Source organism: Cellulosimicrobium sp. CUA-896, from assembly GCF_001942335.1.
Lineage (GTDB): Bacteria > Actinomycetota > Actinomycetes > Actinomycetales > Cellulomonadaceae > Cellulosimicrobium.
The window spans coordinates 1-19501 of the sequence record NZ_MKKH01000079.1 but is presented as its reverse complement, the minus strand read 5'-3'; the positions used below and the strand labels follow the sequence as shown (position 1 = coordinate 19501).

The 19501-nt window shown below is 74.1% G+C and carries 16 protein-coding genes and 6 pseudogenes; all 22 read right to left on the bottom strand.

The features are described 5' to 3' along the window. Positions 1 to 201: 201 nt before the first annotated feature. Positions 202 to 1509: an N-acetylglucosamine-6-phosphate deacetylase gene (locus tag BJF88_RS17530; RefSeq protein WP_075829738.1), complete on the bottom strand. Its 1308-nt coding sequence runs from the start codon at positions 1507 to 1509 to the stop codon at positions 202 to 204. A 60-nt stretch (positions 1510 to 1569) separates the two neighbouring features. Continuing rightward, entirely contained in the window at positions 1570 to 2091 is a 522-nt protein-coding gene (locus BJF88_RS23985; RefSeq protein WP_075829772.1) for a DUF1990 family protein, read from the bottom strand. After that, positions 2088 to 2426: a YndJ family transporter gene (locus BJF88_RS23980; protein WP_369824678.1), complete on the bottom strand. Its 339-nt coding sequence runs from the start codon at positions 2424 to 2426 to the stop codon at positions 2088 to 2090. Before BJF88_RS23980 ends, BJF88_RS23985 begins: the two co-directional genes overlap by 4 nt. A gap of 31 nt (positions 2427 to 2457) precedes the next feature. Beyond that, positions 2458 to 3042, bottom strand: a pseudogene (locus tag BJF88_RS23975) (YndJ family transporter); the annotation flags it as partial. After that, complete coding sequence (locus BJF88_RS17515) at positions 3039 to 3722, bottom strand: TetR/AcrR family transcriptional regulator (RefSeq protein WP_075829737.1); 684 nt, start codon at positions 3720 to 3722, stop codon at positions 3039 to 3041. The gene BJF88_RS17515 and the pseudogene BJF88_RS23975, both read right to left, overlap by 4 nt. 116 nt (positions 3723 to 3838) lie before the next feature. Continuing rightward, on the bottom strand, positions 3839 to 4534 hold the full coding sequence (gene nucS, locus BJF88_RS17510; protein ID WP_075829736.1) for an endonuclease NucS: 696 nt from the start codon (positions 4532 to 4534) through the stop codon (positions 3839 to 3841). A 63-nt stretch (positions 4535 to 4597) separates the two neighbouring features. Then, positions 4598 to 5020 (bottom strand): DUF2550 domain-containing protein, encoded by a 423-nt coding sequence (locus tag BJF88_RS17505; protein WP_075829735.1) that lies wholly within the window; start codon positions 5018 to 5020, stop codon positions 4598 to 4600. 13 nt (positions 5021 to 5033) lie between these two features. After that, positions 5034 to 5303, bottom strand: coding sequence for a F0F1 ATP synthase subunit epsilon (locus tag BJF88_RS17500; RefSeq protein ID WP_075829734.1), 270 nt, complete (start codon positions 5301 to 5303; stop codon positions 5034 to 5036). A 165-nt stretch (positions 5304 to 5468) separates the two neighbouring features. Continuing rightward, positions 5469 to 6950, bottom strand: a pseudogene (gene atpD, locus BJF88_RS17495) (F0F1 ATP synthase subunit beta). 100 nt (positions 6951 to 7050) lie between these two features. Beyond that, a pseudogene (locus BJF88_RS17490) lies at positions 7051 to 7946 on the bottom strand (F0F1 ATP synthase subunit gamma). Positions 7947 to 7948: 2 nt separating this feature from the next. Next, positions 7949 to 9580 (bottom strand): F0F1 ATP synthase subunit alpha, encoded by a 1632-nt coding sequence (gene atpA / locus BJF88_RS17485; protein ID WP_075829733.1) that lies wholly within the window; start codon positions 9578 to 9580, stop codon positions 7949 to 7951. A 107-nt stretch (positions 9581 to 9687) separates the two neighbouring features. Next, on the bottom strand, positions 9688 to 10503 hold the full coding sequence (locus tag BJF88_RS17480) for a F0F1 ATP synthase subunit delta (RefSeq protein WP_075829732.1): 816 nt from the start codon (positions 10501 to 10503) through the stop codon (positions 9688 to 9690). Further along, positions 10503 to 11105, bottom strand: a complete 603-nt coding sequence (locus BJF88_RS17475) for a F0F1 ATP synthase subunit B (protein ID WP_075829771.1) — start codon at positions 11103 to 11105, stop codon at positions 10503 to 10505. Before BJF88_RS17475 ends, BJF88_RS17480 begins: the two co-directional genes overlap by 1 nt. Next, a complete protein-coding gene (locus BJF88_RS17470; protein ID WP_075829731.1) occupies positions 11105 to 11338 on the bottom strand; it encodes an ATP synthase F0 subunit C in 234 nt (77 codons plus the stop codon). The genes BJF88_RS17475 and BJF88_RS17470 overlap by 1 nt, the downstream gene beginning before the upstream one ends. Before the next feature lie 113 nt (positions 11339 to 11451). Then, complete coding sequence (gene atpB / locus BJF88_RS17465; RefSeq protein ID WP_255372152.1) at positions 11452 to 12246, bottom strand: F0F1 ATP synthase subunit A; 795 nt, start codon at positions 12244 to 12246, stop codon at positions 11452 to 11454. Between the two features lie 204 nt (positions 12247 to 12450). Beyond that, positions 12451 to 12930 (bottom strand): hypothetical protein, encoded by a 480-nt coding sequence (locus BJF88_RS17460; RefSeq protein ID WP_075829730.1) that lies wholly within the window; start codon positions 12928 to 12930, stop codon positions 12451 to 12453. Between the two features lies 1 nt (position 12931). After that, complete coding sequence (locus tag BJF88_RS17455) at positions 12932 to 14200, bottom strand: glycosyltransferase family 4 protein (protein WP_075829729.1); 1269 nt, start codon at positions 14198 to 14200, stop codon at positions 12932 to 12934. Beyond that, a complete protein-coding gene (locus BJF88_RS17450; protein ID WP_075829728.1) occupies positions 14197 to 14904 on the bottom strand; it encodes an L-threonylcarbamoyladenylate synthase in 708 nt (235 codons plus the stop codon). The genes BJF88_RS17455 and BJF88_RS17450 overlap by 4 nt, the downstream gene beginning before the upstream one ends. Beyond that, positions 14901 to 15869, bottom strand: a pseudogene (gene prmC, locus BJF88_RS17445) (peptide chain release factor N(5)-glutamine methyltransferase); the annotation flags it as partial. The gene BJF88_RS17450 and the pseudogene prmC, both read right to left, overlap by 4 nt. A gap of 160 nt (positions 15870 to 16029) precedes the next feature. Beyond that, positions 16030 to 17120, bottom strand: a pseudogene (gene prfA / locus BJF88_RS17440) (peptide chain release factor 1). Between the two features lie 170 nt (positions 17121 to 17290). Further along, a complete protein-coding gene (gene rpmE, locus BJF88_RS17435; RefSeq protein WP_075829727.1) occupies positions 17291 to 17509 on the bottom strand; it encodes a 50S ribosomal protein L31 in 219 nt (72 codons plus the stop codon). Positions 17510 to 17690: 181 nt separating this feature from the next. Beyond that, positions 17691 to 19501: pseudogene (rho, locus tag BJF88_RS17430) on the bottom strand (transcription termination factor Rho); the annotation flags it as partial.

The window sequence follows — 19501 nt, the reverse complement described above, 5'->3', positions numbered from 1 at the left end:
GGTCGTGCCCGGCGTCGCCGTCGGGCGGAAGCGCCGTCGAAGCGCTTCGTCGAAACGCATCGTCGAAGCGCTTCGCTGAAACGAGTATTGGATGAACAAATGGGGTTCGTCAAGCCCGCCGCACCCCGGAGGTCGGCGCGGGCGCGGTGCTGGGCGGGTCAGCCGCAGGTCAGCGGCGGTCGGCGGCGGGTCAGGAGCGGGTCAGCCGCGCGCCGTCGTGACGGCGGGCACGGGCCGCCCGGCCCGCCGGACCTCGCGCACGCGCAGGTCGGCGTCGGTCACGACGAGGTCGGCCCGGCGCCCCGCGACGAGGCCGCCGACGTCAGTGAGTCCGAGGACCTCGGCCGGGGTCCAGGAGGCCGCGCGCACGGCGTCGACGAGGGCGACGCCGGCGGCCACGGTGGCGCGGACGACGTCGAGCAGGTGGCTCGTCCCACCGGCGATCGCGCCGCCGTCGGTCAGGCGCGCGACGCCGTCGGCGACGGTGACGTGCATCGGGCCGAGGTCGTACGCGCCGTCGGGCATGCCGGCGGCGGCCATGGCGTCGGTGACCAGCGCGACGGCGTCCGCCCCGCCCACCTGGCCGGCCGCTGCTGCGACGCGGGGTCCGACCAGCTCCATGACGCTGCGCACCGTGCCGGGCGCGAGGTGCGCGCCGTCCGCGACGAGCTCGACGACCATCTGCCCACGGGCCGCGGCCGCGAGGCACGCCGCGACGGGCCCGGGCTCGCGGTGGTGCAGCGGGCGCATCCCGTTGAACAGGTGCGTGGCGGTCAGGCGTGCACCCGGCCGCCCCGCCGCCGCGAGCGCGGCCAGGGCCTCCTCGATCGCGGCCTCGGTCTGCTCGGTGGTCGCGTCGGTGTGCCCGATCGAGGGCACGGCGCCGACGTCCGCGAGGGCCTCGATCACGCCGCCGCGCCCGACGACGCCCGGCACCTCGGGCGCGACGGTCATCGTGCGCAGGTGGCCGCGGGCGGCGGCGGCGAGAGCCCGCACGAGGGCGGGGTCGCCGTCGCGCATGTCGTGGGGGTTCTGCGCGCCACAGCGCACCGCCGACAGGAACGGTCCCTCCAGGTGGATGCCGGCGAGCTCGCCGTCGTCGGCGAGGTCGGCGAGGGTCGCGGTGCGCGCGAGCAGGACGTCCGGTGCGGCGGTCACGAGCGAGGCGACCAGGCTCGTCGTGCCGTGGCGCAGGTGCTCGCGCGCCGCGACCTGCGCCTCGTGCGCGCTCGTCGCGTCCGGGAAGCTCGCCCCGCCGCCGCCGTGGTCGTGCAGGTCGACCAGCCCGGGCAGGATGGTGCGCCCTTCACCGGGCCCGGCGTCCGGCGCGGCATCCGGGTACCCGGCCGCGGTGAGGTCGCGTCGCGCACCCACCCAGGCGAGGCGCTCACCGTCGAGCACCACCGCGCCGTCGTCGAGCACCGCGGCCGGGAGCACGACGCGCCCGGTGAGGACGTCGGGGCGAGGCGTCCGACGGGCGGGCGGGGGGCGCAGGTCGCGGTCGGCCATGACGCCATTCTGGCGCACTTCGTATACCTCGCGCACAAACTCGCCGCACCCGGTGCCCGCTCAGCCGGACCGGCGGGCGAGGAGGCGCGCCGCCCCGCGTCCCAGGCGGTGCGCGAACGTCCGCTGGGCGAGCGGGACGACCCGGGCGAACGGGCGGAGCCACCACGGCGCGGGCCGGCTGAAGACCTCGATGCGCCACCACAGGTCGCCGGCGGCGTCCCGCTCGACGGCGAACATCTCCTCCCCCACGAACGCGTGCCCCGGCAGCGTGCCGTACCCGAACGCGACGCGGTCCGCCCCGCGCTCGACCCACACCACCTCGCACGCCTCGCGGAGCACGACCGGTCCGGCGCCCAGGAGGGTCGTCACGCGCACGCCGGGCGCCGCGGCGGGCGCGTCGGCCTCGAGACGGACCCGTGCGGCGGCGTGGACGCGCCACGTGAGGAGCTGCTCGCCGAGCCACGCCAGGTCCTCGGCGGGGTGGGCGTGGCGCGAGACCCGGCGCCGGAGGGTCAGGTGCCGGTACCCGTCCGGGCGCGTGCCCGACCGCGTCGCCCCGACCTCGGGGTAGGTGAACGTCATGCGACCTCCTCCGCTCCGGGCGGCACGGCACCGCCGTCGTGCGCGCGCGGCACGAGCGCCGGCGCACCGTCGTCCCTCGCCCCGCGCCGGACCAGCCGTACCGCGACGAGCGAGCACAGCACGAAGCCGAGGGCGTTCGCGACACCGTGCGTCGCGGCCATCGCGTCCAGCCCGGGGTGCGGGAGACCCGTCGCCTCCCCCACCGCCCACCACACGGCGAGGACCATCGACGCGCCGACGGCGACCGCGCCCGTCGCGAGCAGCACGCGCGCGGCCGGCGGCGTGCTCCTCCCCCGGACGAGCGACCGCGTCGTCGCCCACGCCGTCGCCCACAGGCACCGGCGAGCACCAGCGCGCGACGAGCTCGGCGGCGTCGCCCACGAAGTAGCCCGCCAGCACGAGCGCCGTGCCCACCGGGACGCCCCAGGCGCCGGCGACGGCGAGCGGGTCCGGACCGCCGGCCCGCCGCGCCAGCGCGGCCACCGCGCCGGCGACGAGCGCGGCGCCGAACCCCGCGTACAGCATGTGCGGCACGGTGAGCGCGAGGTACGTGCCGCCGAACCCGAGCAGTCCCCACCCGCCACGCTCGGCGACGAGCGCGGCCGCGCCGACGGCGGGGAGGACGAGCGCCACGGCGGTCGCCGCGGTCGACGCGGCACGGGCCGACGACGCCGGGCCGGTCGCCCCTCCCCGGGAGAGCGCCCGCACGCCGAGCCGGACCGCCGCCACGACGAGGACGGCCGCCACGGCGGCGAAGCACGCCGCGAGCCCCACGGCGAACCACCCGCGCGGCACGACGAGGCTGACCGCGCCGGCGAGCCCCGCGGCGGGCCACACGAACGACCTCGGTGCCGGGACCACGTCGTCGAGGAGCCGCAGACCGAGCGGAAGGACGACGACCATGCCCAGCGCGACGAGCGCCGTCACCAGCACCGATCCGGCGGCGCTCATGCGCGTCCGTCCGGCACCGGGTGCACCGCCCGCAGCAGGCGCAGCGCGTCGTCGACCACCCCGCGCGCGACGGGGAGCCGCGCGAGCCGCACGAGGGTGCCGACGAGCGCGGACCCCTGGTCGACGAGGCGACGGGTGCGCGCGAACCCGGGCGAGGTGTCGTGGACCCAGAACAGCGTGATGCCGAGCTGGGCGAGCCACAGCAGCTCCGGCAGCCCGGCACGCAGCCGCGGCGGGACGGCCGGCGTCGCACCCTCGACCACCTCGTCGAACAGCGAGCGCGACAGCGCACGCGCCGGGCCCGACGCGGCGGAGAACGGGCTCGCGGCCGACCCCGGGCGGACGGCGACCGACACGAACTCGCCGCCGAACCCGTGGAACGGCCCGAACGCGTCGACCGCCGCACCCCAGACGCCGCGCAGCCGCTCCCCCAGCGTCCCGCCCGCGGCGAGGACCGGCGCGGCGCGGCGCGCGTGGTCGCGCTGCACCTCGAGGTACAGCTCCTGCACGAGCTCGTCCTTGGACGCGAAGTGGTAGTACGCGGTGCCGGTGCTCACGCCCGCGGCCTGCGCGACCGCGCGCATGGTGGTGCGCTCGTAGCCGACGTCGCGCAGCAGGCCGATCGCGACCTCGCGCACGCGCGCGCGGGTGCGCTCGGACTTGGGGGTCGAGCCGCTCATCTCACGGTTCCGCGAGAGGGTTTCTGAACATGTTCGAAAATTAGCACACGCGACCGCTCGCCAGGCCGGGAAGAGGGGAAGCGCCCCGACCGCGGGACGGGCGGCGGGCGGGTGGCTCAGAAGAGCCGCGACTCCACGTCGTCGACGCCGCGCATCGCGTCGTAGTCGAGCACGAGGCACCCGATGCCCCGGTCGGTCGCCAGCACGCGCGCCTGCGGCTTGATCTCCTGGGCCGCGAACACGCCCCGGACGGGCGCGAGCAACGGGTCGCGGTTGAGCAGCTCGAGGTAGCGCGTGAGCTGCTCGACGCCGTCGATGTCACCGCGCCGCTTGATCTCGACGGCGACCGTCGCCCCCGCCGCGTCCTTGGCGAGGATGTCCACCGGGCCGATCGCCGTCGGGTACTCCCGCCGCACGAGCGTGTGCCCGGTGCCGAGCAGCTCGATCTGCGCGGCGAGCATCTCCTGCAGGTGCGCCTCCACACCGTCCTTGACGAGGCCCGGGTCGACACCGAGGTCGTGCGAGCTGTCGTGCAGGACCTCGTGCAGCTCGATCTCGAGGCGGTCGTCGCTCTTGGCGTGCTGGACCGCCCACACCTCGCTCACCCCGCGCCCAACGGCCTCCTCCGACGGCTCGCGCACGGCGAGCGAGCACGGCGGGCTCATCCAGTTGAGCGGCTTGTACGAGCCGCCGTCCGAGTGGAGCAGGACGCTCCCGTCGGCCTTGACGAGGAGCACGCGGGTCGCGAGCGGCAGGTGCGCGGACAGCCGGCCGGTGTAGCGGGCGGAGCAGCGGGCGACGACGAGACGCATGGGTCCTTCCGGGTCGGGTCTTCCGGGCGGTGCCTTCCGGGGCGCGCGACCGGTGGAGCGGCGTCAGACGACGACGTCCCGCCGACCCGGCGGCGCCGCCTCGAGCCACGAGGCGAGGCCCTCGTACGCGGCCCGCGCCATGGTGAGCTCGAGCTCCTGCTCGCGGTAGCGGCACCGGACGAGGTAGCTGTCGGGGCGGGCGTCGGCCCCGCCGAACGGCTCGCGCCCGACGATCACGAGGTCGTGGCGCGACCACGTGCGCCCGGGACGCCAGGACAGCGACCACGAGCGCCACCAGTCGATGCGCCCGACGCCGTAGTGGGCGATGCCGAGCGTCCACGACGCGCTCTCCGCGCCCGCCGTCCGCAGGCCGCACTCGAACGAGCCGACGCGGCGCGAGAGCGCCCGCAGGCGCAGCGCGCCCAGCCCGGCCACGACCAGCGCTGCGAGGAGCAGGCCGAGCGCGATCCAGGCGGGGAGCGTCATCGCGGTCCCGGGATCAGCGGGACGGGACGGACTCGACGGAGTCCGCGACGATCGTGACCTGGTTCGAGTCCACGGAGAGGAACCCTCCGGACACGCGCACGGTGACCGGCGAGCCCGCCGGGAGCGCGATGCGCACCGTGCCCTCCCGCAGCACGGACAGCAGCGGCGAGTGCCCGGCGAGGATGCCGATCTCGCCGTCCGCCGCGGGAGCGCTCACCCGCAGGGCGGCACCCGACCAGATCTTGCGGTCCGCCGCCACCAGGTCGACGTTCAGCTCAGCCACTGCATCTCCTTCGTTCCCGGTGCTGGCCCGGATCAGGGGCCGGACCACGGCCTCTGCTCTCGCAGGGACCTCGTCCGGCGGACGTTCTGGGGCGGCCCGTCACCGGGCCGCGGACGACGACGCGCGGGGCCGTGCCGGACGGCCCGGCCCCGCGCGGACGACGCGTCAGGAGCCGTACTCCTCCTGGATGCGGGCCCAGTTGCGCTCGAGGTCCTCGAGGCCGCCGATGTTGTAGAACGCCTGCTCGGCGATGTGGTCGAACTCGCCGTCGGCGATCTTCTTGAACGCCTCGATCGTCTCGCTGAGCGGGACGGTCGAGCCGACGACGCCGGTGAACTTCTCGGCCATGTAGGTGTTCTGGGAGAGGAACTGCTGGATGCGGCGCGCACGCGCGACGACCGTCTTGTCCTCCTCCGAGAGCTCGTCCACACCGAGGATCGCGATGATGTCCTGCAGCTCCTTGTTGCGCTGCAGGATCGACTTCACGCGGGTGGCGACGTCGTAGTGCTCCTGGCCCACGTACCGCGGGTCGAGGATGCGCGACGTCGACGCCAGCGGGTCCACCGCCGGGTACAGACCGCGAGAGGCGATCTCGCGGGAGAGCTCCGTCGTCGCGTCGAGGTGCGCGAACGTCGTCGCCGGCGCCGGGTCGGTGTAGTCGTCGGCCGGGACGTAGATCGCCTGGAGCGACGTGATGGAGTGGCCACGCGTCGAGGTGATGCGCTCCTGGAGGAGACCCATCTCTCCGCGAGGTTCGGCTGGTAGCCCACCGCGGACGCATGCGGCCGAGGAGGGTCGAGACCTCCGAGCCCGCCTGCGTGAAGCGGAAGATGTTGTCGATGAAGAGCAGGACGTCCTGCTTCTTCACGTCGCGGAAGTACTCCGCCATCGTCAGCGCGGACAGCGCGACGCGAAGACGCGTGCCCGGCGGCTCGTCCATCTGGCCGAACACGAGCGCCGTCTTGTCGAAGACCCCCGCGTCCTCCATCTCGTGGATGAGGTCGTTGCCCTCACGCGTGCGCTCACCGACGCCCGCGAACACCGACACACCGCCGTGGTCCTGGGCGACGCGCTGGATCATCTCCTGGATGAGGACGGTCTTGCCGACGCCCGCACCGCCGAACAGGCCGATCTTGCCACCCTGCACGTACGGGGTGAGCAGGTCGATGACCTTGATGCCCGTCTCGAACATCTGCGTCTTCGACTCGAGCTGGTCGAACGCCGGGGGCTTGCGGTGGATGGGCCAGCGCTCGGTGATCTCGACGCGCTCCCCCTCCGCGGCGTTGAGCACCTCGCCCGTCACGTTGAACACGCGACCCTTGGTCACGTCGCCGACGGGGACGCTGATGGGCGCGCCCGTGTCGGTGACCTGGGCGCCGCGGACGAGGCCGTCGGTCGGCTTGAGGGCGATGGCGCGCACGAGCGAGTCGCCGAGGTGCTGGGCGACCTCGAGCATGAGCGTGAAGCTCTTCTCGCCCTCGCCCTGCGTCGACAGGTCGATGTCGACCTGGAGCGCGTTGTAGATGTCGGGGATGCGTCCGCCGGGAACTCGATGTCCACGACGGGGCCGATCACGCGAGCGACTCGGCCGATGCCCGGCTCGGTCGGGGCCGCGCCGTGTGCTGCTTCCACGGTGGTGGCGGTCATTGCTTGCCTCGCTTCGCAGTGCCGGATCGCTGCCCGGCGGTGTCGGTCATGATGTCGGTGATGGTGGCGGGCGCTGCGGCCCGGACCACCCGGCGGGGCGTCACGAGGCCGCCAGCGCGTCGGCGCCCGAGACGATCTCGCTGATCTCCTGGGTGATGTCCGCCTGGCGCGCCTGGTTCGCGAGCCGGGTGTAGGTGCGGATGAGGTCCTCCGCGTTGTCCGTGGCCGTGTGCATCGCCCGCTGACGCGCCGCCAGCTCGGACGCCGCGGCCTCGAGCAGGCAGCTGAAGATGCGGCTGCGCACGTAGCGCGGGAGCAGCTCGTCCAGCACGGCCTCCGGCGACGGCTCGAACTCGTAGAGCGGCAGCACGTCGTGCTTGCCGGCCGGCGCCACGCCCTCGACGACCTCGAGCGGGAGCATGCGCACCACCCGCGGGCGCTGCGTGACCATGTTGACGAACTGCGTGTGGACGATGTGCAGCTCGCTCACGCCGCCCTCGGCCACCGGGGCGAGGAACGCCCCGAGGAGCGCGTCCGCGATCTCCCCGGCCACGTCCGCGTCCGGCGCGTCCGACCCGTAGGACCACCGTCCCCGCGAGCTCGCGCCCGCGGAACGTGTAGAACGAGATGGCGCGGCGCCGACGCGTAGAGGACGACCTCCTTGCCCTCCGCCGTCAGCCGCTCCACGAGGCGCTCGGCCTCGCGGAGGATCGACGCCGAGTAGGAGCCGGCCATGCCGCGGTCGGACGCGACCACGAGCACCGCGACCCTGTTGGTGTCCGTCCGCTCGCTCGTCAGGGGGTGCTGCGTCGACGAGTGCGTCGCCACGGCCGAGACCGCCCGCGTGATCGCGCGGGCGTACGGCGTGGCCGCCGCGGTGCGCGCTCGCGCCTTGCCGATGCGGGACGCCGCGATGAGCTCCTGCGCGCGGAACATCTTCTTGAGCGACTGCGTCGACTTGATCCGCTGCTTGTAGACGCGCTGGGACCCAGCCATGCTCAGGCCCTCTTCTGGCGGACGATCTGCTCCTGCTCGACGTCCACGTCCGCGCCCTGCTCGTCCTCGCCGCCGACGAGCGGCGAGCCGTCGCCCTTGAGGAAGCCGTTGCGGAACGCGTCCACGGCCGACGCGAGCTCCGCCTCGGTCGCCTCCTCGAGCTTGCCGGTCTCGGCGAGCGTCGACAGGACGTCGGTGTTGCGGCGCAGGTGCTCGAGCAGCTCGGCCTCGAAGCGACGCACGTCCTCGACCGGGACGTCGTCGATCTTGCCCTTGGTGCCCGCCCAGATGGACGCGACCTGCTCCTCGACCGGGAACGGCGAGTACTGGCCCTGCTTGAGCAGCTCCATGAGCACCGCGCCGCGCTGCAGCTGGCCGCGCGACGCCGCGTCGAGGTCGGACGCGAACATCGCGAACGCCTCGAGCGAGCGGTACTGCGCGAGCTCCAGCTTCAGCGTGCCGGAGACCTTCTTCATGGCCTTCACCTGGGCGTCGCCGCCCACGCGGGAGACCGAGATGCCGACGTCCACGGCGGGACGCTGGTCGGCGTTGAAGAGGTCCGACTGGAGGAAGATCTGGCCGTCGGTGATGGAGATGACGTTCGTCGGGATGTACGCCGAGACGTCGTTCGCCTTGGTCTCGATGATCGGCAGACCGGTCATCGAGCCCGCGCCCAGCTCGTCCGACAGCTTCGCGCAACGCTCGAGCAGACGGGAGTGCAGGTAGAAGACGTCACCGGGATACGCCTCGCGGCCCGGCGGGCGGCGCAGCAGGAGCGACACGGCGCGGTAGGCCTCGGCCTGCTTCGACAGGTCGTCGAAGATCACCAGCACGTGCTTGCCGGCGTACATCCAGTGCTGGCCGATCGCCGAGCCGGTGTACGGGGCGAGGTACTTGAAGCCCGCCGGGTCGGACGCCGGGGCCGCGACGATCGTCGTGTACTCCAGGGCGCCGGCCTCCTCGAGCGCGCCGCGCACGGACGCGATCGTGGAGCCCTTCTGGCCGACGGCGACGTAGATGCAGCGGACCTGCTTGCTCGGGTCGCCGGACTCCCAGTTGGCCTTCTGGTTGATGATCGTGTCGATCGCGATCGCCGTCTTGCCCGTCTGGCGGTCACCGATGATCAGCTGACGCTGGCCGCGGCCGATCGGGATCATCGAGTCGATCGCCTTGAGGCCGGTCTGCAGCGGCTCGTGGACCGACTTGCGGGCCATGACGCCGGGCGCCTGGAGCTCGAGGGCGCGGCGGCCCTCGGTCTCGATGTCGCCGAGGCCGTCGATGGGGTTGCCCAGCGGGTCGACGACGCGGCCGAGGTACCCCTCGCCGACCGGGACCGAGAGGACCTCGCCGGTGCGGCGCACCTCCTGGCCCTCCTCGATGCCGGTGAACTCGCCGAGGACGACGACACCGATCTCGCGGACGTCGAGGTTGAGGGCGAGACCGAGGGTCCCGTCCTCGAAGCGCAGCAGCTCGTTGGCCATCGCGCCCGGGAGACCCTCGACCTGGGCGATGCCGTCGGCGGCCAGGGTGACCCGGCCCACCTCCTCGGACACGGCGCCCTCGGGCTCGTAGGACTTCACGAAGCTGTCCAGAGCGGCCCGGATCTCCTCCGGCCGGATCGTCAGCTCAGCCATTGCTCTTCTCCTGTCGTGGCCGCACCTCGTGGGTCGGGTGCGGTCGAACGGTTGTCGTTGTGCGGCCGGTGGCCGGCGGTCGGTCGGGGGACGTCGCTCCGCGAGGGTCAGCTCACGAGGCGTCGACGGGCGTCGGCGAGACGGGACAGCACGGTCGAGTCCACGACGTCGGCGCCGACCTGGACCCGCAGCCCACCGAGCACGGCCGGGTCGACCGTGACGTTGAGCTGCACGGCACGCCCGTAGGCGCGCTCCAGCAGGGTGCCGAGACGGTCGAGCTGCGCCTGGTCCAGCACGACGGCCGACGTCACGGAGGCGACGAGGCGCTGACGGCGCTCCGCCGCGACCTCGCCGAACCAGCCGAGCGACGCCACGAAGCGGCGCCCGCGCAGTGCACGCGTCGCGTGCTCCGCGAGGACCGCGGTGACGGGGTCGACCTTGCCGCCGACCAGCGCGCGGACGAACTCCGCGCGGCGTGCCGGGTCGGTCGTGCCGTCGGACAGGACCTGCCGTGCCTCGCGCTGCCCGACGAGCGAGCGCGAGACGCGGAAGAGCTCGTCCTCGACCTTCTCGAGGTCGCCGCGCGACTCGGCCGACGCGAGCACCGCGTCGAGGCCCAGGCGCTCGACGGCGTCCGCGAGGTCGTCGTCGTTCGACCAGCGCGACCGGACGAGGCCGGCCACGAGGTCGACGACCCGACCGTCGAAGCCCGACCCGAGGACGGCGGTCGCGAGACCGGCCTTGTCGTCGCCCGAGCGCGCGGGGTCGGCGAGCGAACGCCGCAGCGGCGCCGACTCGTCGAGCGCCGCGGTCACCGCGAAGAGCTGCTCGCCCAGCGTGAGGGCGTCCGCTCCCGCGGAGCGCAGGACCGGCTCGAACCGTTCCTGCGCCTGCGCCAGGGACTCTCCGCTCGTGCCCCGCATCAGCGCTCCTCGGCGGCCCGACCGCCCGCGGCGCTCGCCGCAGCCGGACCCGCGGCCTCGAGCTCGTCGAGGAAGCGGTCCACCACACGGCTCTGCCGCGCGGAGTCGCTGAGCGACTCGCCGACGATCTTCGACGCGAGCTCGGTCGCGAGCACGCCGACGTCGTTGCGCAGCGACACGGCCGCCTGCTGACGCTCCGCCTCGATCTGGCGGTGCGCCGTCTCCACGATGCGCGCGGCGTCGTCCGACGCCTTCGCGCGCAGGTCCGCGACGATGGCGGAGCCCTCGGCGCGCGCCTCCTCGCGGATCTTCGCGGCCTCGGTGCGGGCCTCCTGCAGCTGCTGGTGGTACTCCGCCAGCGCCGCCGCGGCCTCCGCCTGGGCGGACTCCGCCTTGGCGAGGCCGCCCTCGATCTTCGCGGTGCGCTCGTCGAGCACCGCCTGGAACCGGGGCAGGACGGCGCGGTAGAAGACGACCGCGATGACGGCGAGGATGACCGACGACCACAGGATGTCGTAGCCGGCGGGCAGGAACAGGTCGATGCCCGCGGGCTCCTCCGTCTCCGCCGCGACGACCAGCGCGGCGGGCGCCAGCGCGGACATCACGCGGTGAAGAGGAAGCCGGCGACCAGGCCGAGCAGCGCGAGCACCTCGACGAACGCGACACCGATGAACATGGTGGCGCGGAGCTGGCCGGCGACCTCGGGCTGACGGGCGATGCCCTCGATGGTCTTGCCGATGAGGATGCCGAGGCCGATGCCGGGGCCGACCGCGGCGAGGCCGTACCCGACGGTCCCGATGTTGCCGGAGACCTCAGCGAGAGTGGTGACGTCCACGATTGCTCGTTCCTTCCGTTGGGCGCCGGCCGGGCGGCCGGGCGTCGCGTGGGTGGTGCGCTTGATGGTGAGACTGGTGGTGCGGCGCTCGGTCGCGGTGCCCGACCCGGAGGTCAGTGCTCCTCCTCGAGCGACATGTTGACGTAGACCGTGGCGAGCAGCGCGAAGATGTAGGCCTGCAGGAACGCCACGAGGATCTCGAACAGCGTGATCGCGAAGCCGCCCGCGAACGTCAGCACGCCGAACGCCTTCATCGCCGGCACGGCCTCGAACACGAAGTACTGGGTCGCGGCGAAGCACAGCACGAGCATGATGTGCCCGGCGATCATGTTGGCCGCGAGTCGGATCGCCAGCGAGGCGGGGCGGATCACCAGGATCTGCAGCAGCTCGATGGGCGTCACGATGAGGTAGATCGGCCACGGGATCCCGGGCGGGAAGAGGTTGTTCTTCAGGTAGCCGCCGAAGCCGTGCTTCTGGATGCCCACCGCCCAGTAGGTGACGAGCACCCACAGCGCGAGGATGAGGGGGATCCCGATGCGTGCCGACCCCGCGAGGTTGAGGAACGGGACGACGCTCGTGAGGTTGAACGCGAGGACGGAGAAGAAGATGGTCGCGATCATCGGGACGAAGCGACGCGCGTTCTCCTTCCCCATGATCTCCTCGACGATCTGCACGCGCACGAAGTCGATGAGCATCTCGAGGGCGTTCTGGAACCGGCCGGGGACCAGGCGTGCGCGACGTGCGCCGACGACGAAGATCGTCAGGAGGGCGACGGTCGCGACGACGCGGATGATCCAGATGCGGTCGATCTGGAAGAGCGTGCCCTCGAAGAGGATGGCCGGCGGAAAGAAGTCGGCGATGGACGGCGCGTGGAAGCCACCTTCGCCCTCGGAGGCAGCGAGGAGCACGGGGGTCGCAAGCGTGGACAGGGTGGACTCCCAATGGTCGTGTGGCCCGGGCACTCTTCACGCGATCGTGGGCACGCCGTCGGACCTGGCGTCATGGATTCGCGGCTAGCCTAACCTATGGATCGGCGTGCTCACGCCGATCTCGGGCCGCTTGTGACATTCTGCTCATGCGCCCCGGGCAACCGTCCCGGGGCGCTCCGCGCCTCAGCGCGGGCCCGGCTCGACGTACGGGATCCGGCCGCGGTTGACGGCGCGGTAGTCCATCACCGCGGACCCGACCACGCCGACGAGCAGCACGCCCGCGAAGACCCACCGGTCGTAGAAGTCCGCGCCGCGCAGGACCACGAGCGCGACGATCAGCAGGACCATCTTCGCGAGCCAGCTGCCCATGACGACGGCGGCCGTCGTCGCGGGCGAGGCGTCGACGGTCCGCAGCATCGCCCACACGGTCGTCGCGGAGAAGACGAACGCCACCGCGACGCCGAGCAGCGCGCCCCAGACCCCCGGCAGGCCGGCGACGAGCGCGCCCACCGCGACGCCGAGCACGAGGAGCCCGCCGAGCAGCACGAGCACGTCGCGCAGGGCGGTCCGGAACACCGAGCGCACCGCGCGGCCGTGCGGTCCGACGGTCTGCTCCGCCGGCCCGTCGTCGGGTCGCGCGGGCTCGGGCACGTTCGAGGCCATCTCAGGACTCCTTCGCGGAGGTCGGGGTGGAGGGGTGCGGACGTGCGGCGCGCCCCGGCGCCGGCACGGGACCGGTCGTGGGGGCGGACGGCGCCGCGGGCGTCACCGTCGCCACCGGGAGCTCCGCGGCCCGCGGGTCCTGGTCGTCCAGGAACCGGCCGCGCGTGCGCAGCGGGCCGAGCGTCAGCACGAGCGCGACGACCGAGGCGATCCCGAGGCCGATCGCGACCGTCCGCGCGTCCCAGCGCACCAGCGCGACGGCGCCGAAGGCGAAGACCGCCGTCCACACGTAGAGGATGAGGACCGCGCGGCGGTGGGAGTGCCCGAGGGCGAGCATGCGGTGGTGCAGGTGCATGCGGTCGGGGTGGAACGGCGACTTCCCGGCGAGCAGGCGCCGCACCACGGCCATCCCCATGTCGAGCAGCGGCAGGAGGATCACCGCGAGGGGCAGCAGGAGCGGGATGAACGCCGGGAGGCGCTCGGCGCCCGACGTCTCCCCCGGGTCGATGTTCCCCGTCACCACGATCGCCGCGCCCGAGATGACGAGCCCCAGCACCATCGAGCCCGAGTCGCCCATGAAGATGCGCGCCGGGTTGAAGTTGTGCGGCAGGAAGCCGACGCACACGCCCACCAGTGCGGCGACGACGAGCGTCGCGAGGCTCGAGTAGTCGTCCGGGGTGGTGCGCAGCGTCAGGGCGTACGAGTAGAGGAAGAACGCGGTCCCGCCGATGGCGACGAGCCCCGCCGCGAGCCCGTCCAGCCCGTCGACGAAGTTGACGGCGTTCATCGCCACCACCACGACGAGGATCGTCACGGCGAGCTGCACGCGCGACGACGGCAGCGCCTGGAACCCGCCGACGGGCAGCGTGAACAGCACGACGCCCTGCGACGCCATGAGGCCGGCGGCGAGCACCTGCCCGGCGAGCTTCGTCATCCAGTCGAGGTCCCAGATGTCGTCCGCGACCCCCAGCACGCACACGATCGCGGCCGCGCCGACGATGCCCCACGCGCGCGTGTCCGCGATCGGCACGCCGTCGACGTCGCTGACGAACACGCCCTCGAGGAACGGCATCTGCGACGCGAGCACGATCGCGACCGTGAGGCCGAGCAGCATCGCGACCCCGCCGAGGCGCGGGGTCGGGATCGTGTGCACGTCGCGGTCGCGCACGGCGGTGATCGCGCCCGTGCGCGTGGCGAGCCACCGGGCGAACGGCGTCGTCAGGAACGTCACCGCGGCGGCGACGAGCATGACGAGCAGGTAGACCCTCACCCGCCGCCCGCCCCCGGCTCCTCGGGCCCCGGCGCCTCCTCCTCGGGCGCGTCCGCGCGGTCGTCCGGACCGTCCACGGGGGCGATCTCGCGCAGCCGCTCGAGCGGGACGGCGCCCGCGCGGACCACGCGCAGGGTGGCGGACGTCGCGTCGACGATCGTGGAGGCCACTCCCCCCGGCGCCGTCCCGCCGTCGAGGTACACGGAGACGGCGTCGCCGAGCTGGGCCCGGGCGTCCTCGACGTCGAGCGCGGCCGGGTGGCCGGTCGCGTTCGCGGAGGACACGGCGAGGGGACCGGTGCGGCGCAGGAGCGCGAGCGCGGCGTCGTGGTCGGGCATGCGCAGCGCGACCGTGCCGTGCGTCTCGCCCAGGTCCCACGCCAGCGACGGCTGGGCGCGCAGGATGATCGTGAACCCGCCGGGCCACAGCGCCTCGACGAGGCGGCGGGCGTCGTCGGGCACCTCGGTGGCGAGCCCGTCGAGCGTGCGTGAGTCCGGGACGAGCACCGGCGGCGGCATGTGCCGCCCGCGGCCCTTCGCCGCGAGGAGGGCGGCGACGGCGTCGGGGTCGAACGCGTCGGCGCCGATGCCGTAGACGGTGTCGGTGGGCAGGACCACGAGGCCGCCGCGGGACACGGCGTTCACCGCCTCGTCGATCCCGGCGCCCCAGCTGTTCGGGTCGGTCACGGGGTGGACGGAGCTCACGGGCCCATCCTTCCACGCCCGTCGGACCGCTCCGGGCCGACAGGGCCGACAGGGCCGAGCGGGCCGACAGAGCCGACAGAGCCGAGCGGGCCGTCGGACGTGCGGCGCGCGACGACCATGCGGTCGCGCCCGGTGAGGTCGGCGACGGTGCGCACGTCGGTGAAGGCGCCGGTGCCCTCGACCATCGCGCGCGCGTCCGCGGCCTGCACCTCCGCGTGCTCCATCACGTACACGCCGCCGCGCCGCAGCAGCCGCGCCGCCGCCGCGGTGACGCCGCGCGGGACCTCGAGGCCGTCGCTGCCGAGCCCGTAGAGCGCGACGGCCGGGTCGTGCTCGGCGACCTCCGGGTCGCGCGGGACCGCGTCCGGCGGCACGTACGGAGGGTTCGAGACGACGACGTCGCACGCGCCGTCGAGCCCGCCGTCCCCCGGGCCGCCGGCCAGCGCCCGGCGCGCGTCCCCCCGGACGAGGTGCACGACGGCGCCCGTCGCCTCCCGCACGGCGCTCACGTTGCGCGCGGCCCATCCGTGCGCGTCGGCGTCGAGCTCCACGGCGTGCACCGCGGCGCCCGGCACCTCGGTCGCGACGGCGAGCGCGATCGCGCCCGACCCGGTGCACAGGTCGACGACGACCGCCCGCCCCTCCCGCTCGACGGCCGCGCGCGCCGCGTCGACCGCGACCTGCGCGACCTGCTCGGTCTCCGGCCGCGGCACGAACACGCCCGGCCCGACGGCGAGCTCGAGGTGCCGGAACGGCGCCGTCCCGGTGAGGTGCTGCAGCGGCACCCGCTCCGCGCGCCGCGCGACGAGCTCCGCGAAGCGTCGCACCGCGTCGTCGGGCAGCGGCCGGTCCAGCACCGCCAGCCGCCGGACCTCGCCGCGCACCACGCCCAGCACATGAGCGAGCAGGATCTCGGCATCTGCTCGTGCGGAAGCCACCCCCGCGTCGGCGAGCGTCGCCGTCGCCCAGCGCGACCACGCAGAAGGACGGGGGTCCGACGGCGGAGGCGAAGCCGTCACGCCGTAGCGGAGCGAGCGCAGCGAGCGTGAGCGAGGCGAGCCGCCGCCGTCGGACCCCCGTCCGCCGGGACCGGCGAGGCGATCGGGCCCCGGCCCGCCCGCATGCTCAGGCATCGCCCGCCGCGGCGAGCCGCGCCGCCTCGTCCGCCTCGACCGCGGACCGCACGACGGGGTCGAGGTCGCCGTCGAGCACGTGGTCGAGGTTGTAGGCCTTGTAGCCCGTGCGGTGGTCGGCGATGCGGTTCTCCGGGAAGTTGTACGTCCGGATCCGCTCGGACCGGTCGACCGTGCGTACCTGGGAGCGGCGCAGGTCCGCCGCCTCGGCGGCCGCGGCCTCCTGCTGCGCGGCGAGCAGCCGGGCGCGCAGGACGCGCATCGCCTGCTCGCGGTTCTGCAGCTGCGACTTCTCGTTCTGCATCGAGACGACGATCCCCGTGGCACGTGCGTGATCCGCACCGCCGAGTCGGTGGTGTTGACCGACTGCCCGCCCGGCCCGGACGAGCGGTACACGTCGACGCGCAGGTCGTTCGGGTCGATCTCGACCTCGCCCGGGTCCTCGACCTCGGGGAAGACGAGCACGCCGGCGGCCGACGTGTGGATGCGGCCCTGCGACTCGGTCACCGGGACGCGCTGCACGCGGTGCACGCCGCCCTCGTACTTGAGGTTGGCCCAGACGCCGTCGGCGGGGTCGGCGGGCGTGCCCTTCGCCTTCACGGCGACCTGGACGTCCTTGTACCCCCCGAGGTCGGACTCGGTCGCCTCCAGCACCTCGGTCCGCCAGCCCCGCCGCTCGGCGAACCGCAGGTACATGCGCAGGAGGTCGCCCGCGAACAGGGCGGACTCCTCGCCGCCCTCCCCCGCCTTGATCTCGAGGATGACGTCGCGCCCGTCGTCCGGGTCGCGCGGCACCAGGACGCGGCGCAGGCGCTCGGACGCGGCGTCGGCGGCCTCGCGCAGCGCCGGGAGCTCGGCGGCGAACGCGTCGTCCTCGCGGGCCAGCTCCTCCGCGGCGCCCGCGTCCTCCGCGGCGTCGCGCCACGCGCGGTACGCGCCGACGACCTGGTTGAGCTCGGCGTACCGGCGCCCGAGCGTGCGCGCGCGGGCGGCGTCGGCGTGCACCGACGGGTCGGCGAGCTGCGCCTCGATGTCCGCGTGCTCGGCGAGGAGAGGCCGGGCGGCGTCGAACGGGTCGGTCACGGAAGGCTCCTCCGGAAGGGCACGGCCCGCGGCGCGGGACGGGTGCGTGTCTGCGGCGCCGGGGCCCGCGCGACGCGCGCCCCCGGGTACAGCGACAGCGCCGGCGGTCCGAGCTCGCCGACTGCCCCTGGAGAGGTTGTCGGGCTCGGACCGCCGGCGCTGCGGAGGTGCTACTTGCCGGAGGCCTTCTTGCCGTAGCGGGCCTCGAAGCGGGCCACGCGGCCACCGGTGTCGAGGATCTTCTGCTTGCCCGTGTAGAACGGGTGGCAGGCGCTGCACACGTCGGCGCTGATCTTGCCGGACGTCTCGGTGCTGCGCGTCACGAAAGTGTTGCCACAGGTGCAGGTGACCTCGGTGGCGACGTACTCGGGGTGGATTCCAGACTTCACGGATTCTCCTTGGGTGCGATGTCTCCGGGTCAGGCCGGGAGACCCCGGGCCTGTGAACCGCAGACGGGCCCGCGCGACGCGGGCCGACGAGCCATTGTGCCAGAACGCGGTCGCGCCCCGAAATCATCCCGGCGCCGGACGGCGTGGGAGACCCCGGGGCGCGGCGGCGTCCGCGACGGCGTCAGATCGTGCGGCCCACGTTCTCCTCGTCGGCGAAGCTCTGCGGCGTCGTCTTCTGGACCTGCAGGAGGAACTCGACGTTCGAGCGGGTGTCCTTGAGCTTGCCCAGCAGCAGCTCGATCGCCTGCTGCTGGTCGAGCGCCCCCATGACGCGGCGGAGCTTGTAGATGATCTTCAGCTCGTCCTGCGACATGAGGATCTCCTCGCGTCGCGTCCCGGACGCGTTGACGTCCACCGCCGGGAAGATGCGCTTGTCGGCGAGGTTGCGCGACAGCCGGAGCTCCATGTTCCCCGTGCCCTTGAACTCCTCGAAGATGACCTCGTCCATCTTGACCCCGTCTCGACGAGGGCGGAGGCGAGGATCGTCAGCGAGCCGCCGTTCTCGATGTTGCGCGCCGCGCCGAAGAACCGCTTCGGCGGGTAGAGCGCCGACGCGTCGACACCGCCCGAGAGGATGCGCCCCGACGCCGGCGCCGCGAGGTTGTACGCGCGCGAGAGCCGGGTGAGCGAGTCGAGCAGCACGACGACGTCCTGGCCGAGCTCCACGAGGCGCTTCGCGCGCTCGATGGCGAGCTCGGCGACGATCGTGTGGTCGGAGGCCGGGCGGTCGAACGTCGAGGCGATGACCTCGCCCTTGACCGTCCGCTCCATGTCGGTGACCTCTTCGGGCCGCTCGTCGACGAGCACGACCATGAGGTGGACCTCGGGGTTGTTGGTCGTGATCGCGTTGGCGATCTGCTGCATGATGATCGTCTTGCCGGCCTTGGGCGGCGCGACGATGAGGCCGCGCTGGCCCTTGCCGATCGGCGCGACGATGTCGATCACGCGCGGCGTGAGGCGCGTGGCCTCCGGGTTCTCCAGGCGCAGGCGCTCCTGCGGGTACAGCGGGGTCAGCTTGGTGAAGTCGGCCCGCTCGCGCGCCTCCTCGGGCGACATGCCGTTGACCGAGTCCAGGCGCACGAGCGCGTTGAACTTCTGCCGCGCGTTGCCGCCCTGCCCCTCGCCCTCGCGCGGCTGGCGCACGGCGCCGACGATCGCGTCGCCGCGGCGCAGCCCCGACTTCTTCACCTGGCCGAGGGAGACGTAGACGTCGTTCGCGCCCGGCAGGTACCCGCTCGTGCGGACGAACGCGTAGTTGTCGAGGATGTCCAGGATGCCGGCGACGGGCAGCAGCACGTCGTCGTCGCTCAGCTCGACGTCGTCGAGGCCGGCGACGTCCGGGCCCTGGCGGCCCCGCCCGCGCTTGCGGTCACGGTCGCGGCCGCGGTCCCGCCCGCGACGGCGGCGCCCGCCCCGCTCCTCGTCCCGGTCGGACGGGCGGTCGGACTGGCGCTCGGGCTGACGCTGGCCGGACGTGCGCTCGCCCTGCCGCTCGTCCTGACGGTCCGCCGGGCGCTCGCCCGTGCGCTCCGTGCGCGAGGTGTCGGTCTCGTCCTCGTCGACCTGCCGGGCGGCTCCGGCGGCGCGGCCCGCACGGCGCGAGCCCCGCTCGCCTGCGACGAGGCCGACGGCGGCGGCGGCGCGGGCGGCACGGTCGTCCTGGGACTCGCCCGCGTCGCGCGGGCGCACGCCCTCGCCGAGCGCCTCGCGACCGCGGCGGCCGCCTCGGAGCGTGCGTCGCGGGAGCGGTCGGCACGGGGCTCGGCACCGCTGGTCGCGGCGCGGACCGGGAGGTCGAGCAGCGGCGTCGCGCCGCGCTCGTCGCCGCTCGCCGGGGCCGTCGTCGTCTCGGCCGCGGCGCTCGCGGGCCGGTCGGCGCGGCGGCTGCGGCCGCGTCCGGGGGCGTCGGTCGCGCCGGAGGCCTGCTGCGCG

What these genes read in the sequence shown, in the direction of transcription:
- BJF88_RS17505 (WP_075829735.1), bottom strand. Translation starts at nt 5,020, where the DNA reads ATGACGCTCCCCGCCTGGATCGCGCTCGGCCTGCTCCTCGCAGCGCTG.
- atpA (WP_075829733.1), bottom strand. Translation starts at nt 9,580, where the DNA reads ATGGCTGAGCTGACGATCCGGCCGGAGGAGATCCGGGCCGCTCTGGAC.
- nucS (WP_075829736.1), bottom strand. Translation starts at nt 4,534, where the DNA reads ATGCGTCTCGTCGTCGCCCGCTGCTCCGCCCGCTACACCGGCCGGCTG.
- BJF88_RS17460 (WP_075829730.1), bottom strand. Translation starts at nt 12,930, where the DNA reads ATGGCCTCGAACGTGCCCGAGCCCGCGCGACCCGACGACGGGCCGGCG.
- BJF88_RS17475 (WP_075829771.1), bottom strand. Translation starts at nt 11,105, where the DNA reads ATGTCCGCGCTGGCGCCCGCCGCGCTGGTCGTCGCGGCGGAGACGGAG.
- BJF88_RS17515 (WP_075829737.1), bottom strand. Translation starts at nt 3,722, where the DNA reads ATGAGCGGCTCGACCCCCAAGTCCGAGCGCACCCGCGCGCGCGTGCGC.
- BJF88_RS17480 (WP_075829732.1), bottom strand. Translation starts at nt 10,503, where the DNA reads ATGCGGGGCACGAGCGGAGAGTCCCTGGCGCAGGCGCAGGAACGGTTC.
- BJF88_RS17530 (WP_075829738.1), bottom strand. Translation starts at nt 1,509, where the DNA reads ATGGCCGACCGCGACCTGCGCCCCCCGCCCGCCCGTCGGACGCCTCGC.
- BJF88_RS23985 (WP_075829772.1), bottom strand. Translation starts at nt 2,091, where the DNA reads ATGACGTTCACCTACCCCGAGGTCGGGGCGACGCGGTCGGGCACGCGC.